Source organism: Acinetobacter sp. 70_2 (genome assembly GCF_056736115.1).
Genome location: NZ_JBWZIP010000008.1, coordinates 1 through 5,524, shown reverse-complemented (window position 1 = coordinate 5,524; position 5,524 = coordinate 1). Strand labels below are relative to the sequence as shown.

Sequence of the window (5,524 nt, the reverse complement as noted above, 5' to 3'; positions counted from 1 at the left end):
ATCATTAAGAGAATTGAAGAACAACTTGTGTGGATTTTTACTGATTGATTAATCGAAATAATTTTCATTGATTGATTGGTTTAAATTACTCGAAGTTTATTTGAGCGAAATTTAAGTCAGTAATTGATGAGCCAGAATTGGTACCTTGTCTTTAAATAAGGTACAAAATGATTTTAACTGAAGAGTTTGATCATGGCTCAGATTGAACGCTGGCGGCAGGCTTAACACATGCAAGTCGAGCGGGGAAAGGTAGCTTGCTACTGGACCTAGCGGCGGACGGGTGAGTAATGCTTAGGAATCTGCCTATTAGTGGGGGACAACATCTCGAAAGGGATGCTAATACCGCATACGTCCTACGGGAGAAAGCAGGGGATCTTCGGACCTTGCGCTAATAGATGAGCCTAAGTCGGATTAGCTAGTTGGTGGGGTAAAGGCCTACCAAGGCGACGATCTGTAGCGGGTCTGAGAGGATGATCCGCCACACTGGGACTGAGACACGGCCCAGACTCCTACGGGAGGCAGCAGTGGGGAATATTGGACAATGGGCGCAAGCCTGATCCAGCCATGCCGCGTGTGTGAAGAAGGCCTTATGGTTGTAAAGCACTTTAAGCGAGGAGGAGGCTACTGAAGTTAATACCTTCAGATAGTGGACGTTACTCGCAGAATAAGCACCGGCTAACTCTGTGCCAGCAGCCGCGGTAATACAGAGGGTGCAAGCGTTAATCGGATTTACTGGGCGTAAAGCGCGCGTAGGCGGCTAATTAAGTCAAATGTGAAATCCCCGAGCTTAACTTGGGAATTGCATTCGATACTGGTTAGCTAGAGTGTGGGAGAGGATGGTAGAATTCCAGGTGTAGCGGTGAAATGCGTAGAGATCTGGAGGAATACCGATGGCGAAGGCAGCCATCTGGCCTAACACTGACGCTGAGGTGCGAAAGCATGGGGAGCAAACAGGATTAGATACCCTGGTAGTCCATGCCGTAAACGATGTCTACTAGCCGTTGGGGCCTTTGAGGCTTTAGTGGCGCAGCTAACGCGATAAGTAGACCGCCTGGGGAGTACGGTCGCAAGACTAAAACTCAAATGAATTGACGGGGGCCCGCACAAGCGGTGGAGCATGTGGTTTAATTCGATGCAACGCGAAGAACCTTACCTGGCCTTGACATAGTAAGAACTTTCCAGAGATGGATTGGTGCCTTCGGGAACTTACATACAGGTGCTGCATGGCTGTCGTCAGCTCGTGTCGTGAGATGTTGGGTTAAGTCCCGCAACGAGCGCAACCCTTTTCCTTATTTGCCAGCGAGTAATGTCGGGAACTTTAAGGATACTGCCAGTGACAAACTGGAGGAAGGCGGGGACGACGTCAAGTCATCATGGCCCTTACGGCCAGGGCTACACACGTGCTACAATGGTCGGTACAAAGGGTTGCTACACAGCGATGTGATGCTAATCTCAAAAAGCCGATCGTAGTCCGGATTGGAGTCTGCAACTCGACTCCATGAAGTCGGAATCGCTAGTAATCGCGGATCAGAATGCCGCGGTGAATACGTTCCCGGGCCTTGTACACACCGCCCGTCACACCATGGGAGTTTGTTGCACCAGAAGTAGCTAGCCTAACTGCAAAGAGGGCGGTTACCACGGTGTGGCCGATGACTGGGGTGAAGTCGTAACAAGGTAGCCGTAGGGGAACCTGCGGCTGGATCACCTCCTTAACGAAAGATTGACGATTGGTAAGAATCCACAACAAGTTGTTCTTCATAGATGTATCTGAGGGTCTGTAGCTCAGTTGGTTAGAGCACACGCTTGATAAGCGTGGGGTCACAAGTTCAAGTCTTGTCAGACCCACCATGACTTTGACTGGTTGAAGTTATAGATAAAAGATACATGACTGATGATGTAAGCTGGGGACTTAGCTTAGTTGGTAGAGCGCCTGCTTTGCACGCAGGAGGTCAGGAGTTCGACTCTCCTAGTCTCCACCAGAACTTAAGATAAGTTCGGATTACAGAAATTAGTAAATAGAGATTTCGGTCTTGGTTTATTAACTTCTGTGATTTAAGTATCACGGTATTAAGCATGACCTGACGAAGGCGTGTTTATTCATTAACAGATTGGCAAAATTGAGTCTGAAATAAATTGTTCACTCAAGAGTTTAGATTAAGCAATTAATCTGAATGAATTGAGAACTAGCAAATTAACTGAATCAAGCGTTTTGGTATATGAATTTAGATTGAAGCTGTACAGTGTTTAAGTACACAGACAACAGATAGTAGCGATGAAGAATCGCACGGACAACACTCACTTGTAGGTGTTGACGACTGTTTGGGGTTGTATAGTCAAGTAATTAAGTGCATGTGGTGGATGCCTTGGCAGTCAGAGGCGATGAAAGACGTGATAGCCTGCGAAAAGCTCCGGGGAGGCGGCAAATATCCTTTGATCCGGAGATGTCTGAATGGGGGAACCCACCTACTTTAAGGTAGGTATTGCAACATGAATACATAGTGTTGCAAGGCGAACGAGGGGAAGTGAAACATCTCAGTACCCTTAGGAAAAGAAATCAATTGAGATTCCCTCAGTAGCGGCGAGCGAACGGGGATCAGCCCATTAAGTTATGTGTGTTTTAGTGGAACGCTCTGGGAAGTGCGAACGTAGAGGGTGATATTCCCGTACACGAAAGGGCACACATAATGATGACGAGTAGGGCGAGGCACGTGAAACCTTGTCTGAATATGGGGGGACCATCCTCCAAGGCTAAATACTCCTGACTGACCGATAGTGAACCAGTACCGTGAGGGAAAGGCGAAAAGAACCCCTGTGAGGGGAGTGAAATAGATCCTGAAACCGCATGCATACAAGCAGTGGGAGCACCTTCGTGGTGTGACTGCGTACCTTTTGTATAATGGGTCAGCGACTTATATTCAGTAGCGAGGTTAACCGTATAGGGGAGCCGTAGAGAAATCGAGTCTTAATAGGGCGTTTAGTTGCTGGGTATAGACCCGAAACCAGGCGATCTATCCATGAGCAGGTTGAAGGTTGGGTAACACTAACTGGAGGACCGAACCCACTGTCGTTGAAAAGCCAGGGGATGACTTGTGGATAGGGGTGAAAGGCTAATCAAGCCTGGTGATAGCTGGTTCTCCCCGAAAGCTATTTAGGTAGCGCCTCGGACGAATACCATAGGGGGTAGAGCACTGTTTCGGCTAGGGGGTCATCCCGACTTACCAAACCGATGCAAACTCCGAATACCTATGAGTACTATCCGGGAGACAGACTGCGGGTGCTAACGTCCGTAGTCAAGAGGAAAACAATCCAGACCGCCAGCTAAGGCCCCAAAATCATAGTTAAGTGGGAAACGATGTGGGAAGGCATAGACAGCTAGGAGGTTGGCTTAGAAGCAGCCACCCTTTAAAGAAAGCGTAATAGCTCACTAGTCGAGTCGGCCTGCGCGGAAGATGTAACGGGGCTAAAACTATGTGCCGAAGCTGCGGATTTGACATTAGTCAAGTGGTAGGGGAGCGTTCTGTAAGCCGATGAAGGTGTATTGAGAAGTATGCTGGAGGTATCAGAAGTGCGAATGCTGACGTGAGTAACGACAAAACGGGTGAAAAACCCGTTCGCCGAAAGACCAAGGGTTCCAGTCCAACGTTAATCGGGGCTGGGTGAGTCGACCCCTAAGGCGAGGCCGAAAGGCGTAGTCGATGGGAAATTGGTTAATATTCCAATACTTCTGTGTAATGCGATGAGAGGACGGAGAAGGTTAAGTCAGCCTGGCGTTGGTTGTCCAGGTGGAAGGATGTAGGTATGTATCTTAGGCAAATCCGGGGTACTCTATACTGAGATCCGATAGCAAGCTGTACTTGTACAGTGAAGTGGCTGATACCATGCTTCCAGGAAAAGTCTCTAAGCTTCAGTTACACAGGAATCGTACCCGAAACCGACACAGGTGGTCAGGTCGAGTAGACCAAGGCGCTTGAGAGAACTCTGCTGAAGGAACTAGGCAAAATGGTACCGTAACTTCGGGAGAAGGTACGCTGTTGTTGGTGATGGAACTTGCTTCCTGAGCTGATGACAGCCGCAGAAACCAGGCCGCTGCAACTGTTTATTAAAAACATAGCACTCTGCAAACACGAAAGTGGACGTATAGGGTGTGATGCCTGCCCGGTGCTGGAAGGTTAATTGATGGGGTTAGCGTAAGCGAAGCTCTTGATCGAAGCCCCAGTAAACGGCGGCCGTAACTATAACGGTCCTAAGGTAGCGAAATTCCTTGTCGGGTAAGTTCCGACCTGCACGAATGGCATAATGATGGCGGCGCTGTCTCCAGCAGAGGCTCAGTGAAATCGAAATCGCTGTGAAGATGCAGTGTACCCGCGGCTAGACGGAAAGACCCCGTGAACCTTTACTGCAGCTTGACACTGAACTTTGACCTTACTTGTGTAGGATAGGTGGGAGGCTTTGAAGTTGGAACGCTAGTTCCAATGGAGCCGTCCTTGAAATACCACCCTGGTAATGTTGAGGTTCTAACTCTGTCCCGTTATCCGGGACGAGGACCGTGTCTGGTGGGTAGTTTGACTGGGGCGGTCTCCTCCTAAAGAGTAACGGAGGAGTACGAAGGTGCGCTCAGCGTGGTCGGAAATCACGCGTAGAGTATAAAGGCAAAAGCGCGCTTAACTGCGAGACCCACAAGTCGAGCAGGTACGAAAGTAGGTCTTAGTGATCCGGTGGTTCTGTATGGAAGGGCCATCGCTCAACGGATAAAAGGTACTCTGGGGATAACAGGCTGATACCGCCCAAGAGTTCATATCGACGGCGGTGTTTGGCACCTCGATGTCGGCTCATCTCATCCTGGGGCTGAAGCAGGTCCCAAGGGTATGGCTGTTCGCCATTTAAAGAGGTACGCGAGCTGGGTTTAGAACGTCGTGAGACAGTTCGGTCCCTATCTACCGTGGGCGCTGGAAATTTGAGAGGATCTGCTCCTAGTACGAGAGGACCAGAGTGGACGAACCTCTGGTGTACCGGTTGTGACGCCAGTCGCATCGCCGGGTAGCTATGTTCGGAAGGGATAACCGCTGAAAGCATCTAAGCGGGAAGCCTACCTCAAGATAAGATTTCCCTAGGACTTTATGTCCTCTAAAGAGCCGTTCGAGACTAGGACGTTGATAGGTTGGATGTGGAAGCATAGTGATATGTGAAGCTGACCAATACTAATTGCTCGTGAGGCTTGACTATACAACACCCAAGCAGTTGTATATAAAGCATCAATCGATTCATAAATCGACAAACAAACTTGATTTAGTTATTCCACTAGATAAAATGAACAAGTCAGATTCAATCAGCCCAATCTGTAAAGATTTGGAAAACGCTTCGGCAGCTAATAAGACCAAAGCAAGTATCCATAAACAGTTGTGCTGGCGACCATAGCAAGAGTGAACCACCTGATCCCTTCCCGAACTCAGAAGTGAAACCTCTTAGCGCTGATGGTAGTGTGGGGTTACCCATGTGAGAGTAAGTCATCGCCAGCTCATTATTC

2 tRNA genes and 3 rRNA genes are annotated in these 5,524 nt (G+C 48.8%); all 5 read left to right on the top strand.

Features of this window, described 5'->3' with window-relative positions:
• Positions 1–174 precede the first annotated feature (174 nt).
• The 5 genes from AC1PJ9_RS03710 (at position 175) to rrf (ending at position 5,516) form a co-directional block, all read left to right on the top strand.
• Positions 175–1,712 (top strand): 16S ribosomal RNA (locus AC1PJ9_RS03710).
• Positions 1,713–1,771: 59 nt separating this feature from the next.
• Positions 1,772–1,848 (top strand) — tRNA-Ile (locus AC1PJ9_RS03705).
• Between the two features lie 55 nt (positions 1,849–1,903).
• A tRNA-Ala gene (locus tag AC1PJ9_RS03700) sits at positions 1,904–1,979 on the top strand.
• Between the two features lie 352 nt (positions 1,980–2,331).
• A 23S ribosomal RNA gene (locus AC1PJ9_RS03695) occupies positions 2,332–5,223 on the top strand.
• Between the two features lie 178 nt (positions 5,224–5,401).
• A 5S ribosomal RNA gene (rrf, locus tag AC1PJ9_RS03690) occupies positions 5,402–5,516 on the top strand.
• Together the 16S, 23S and 5S rRNA genes with 2 tRNA genes alongside form the textbook arrangement of a ribosomal RNA operon.
• Positions 5,517–5,524: the final 8 nt, after the last annotated feature.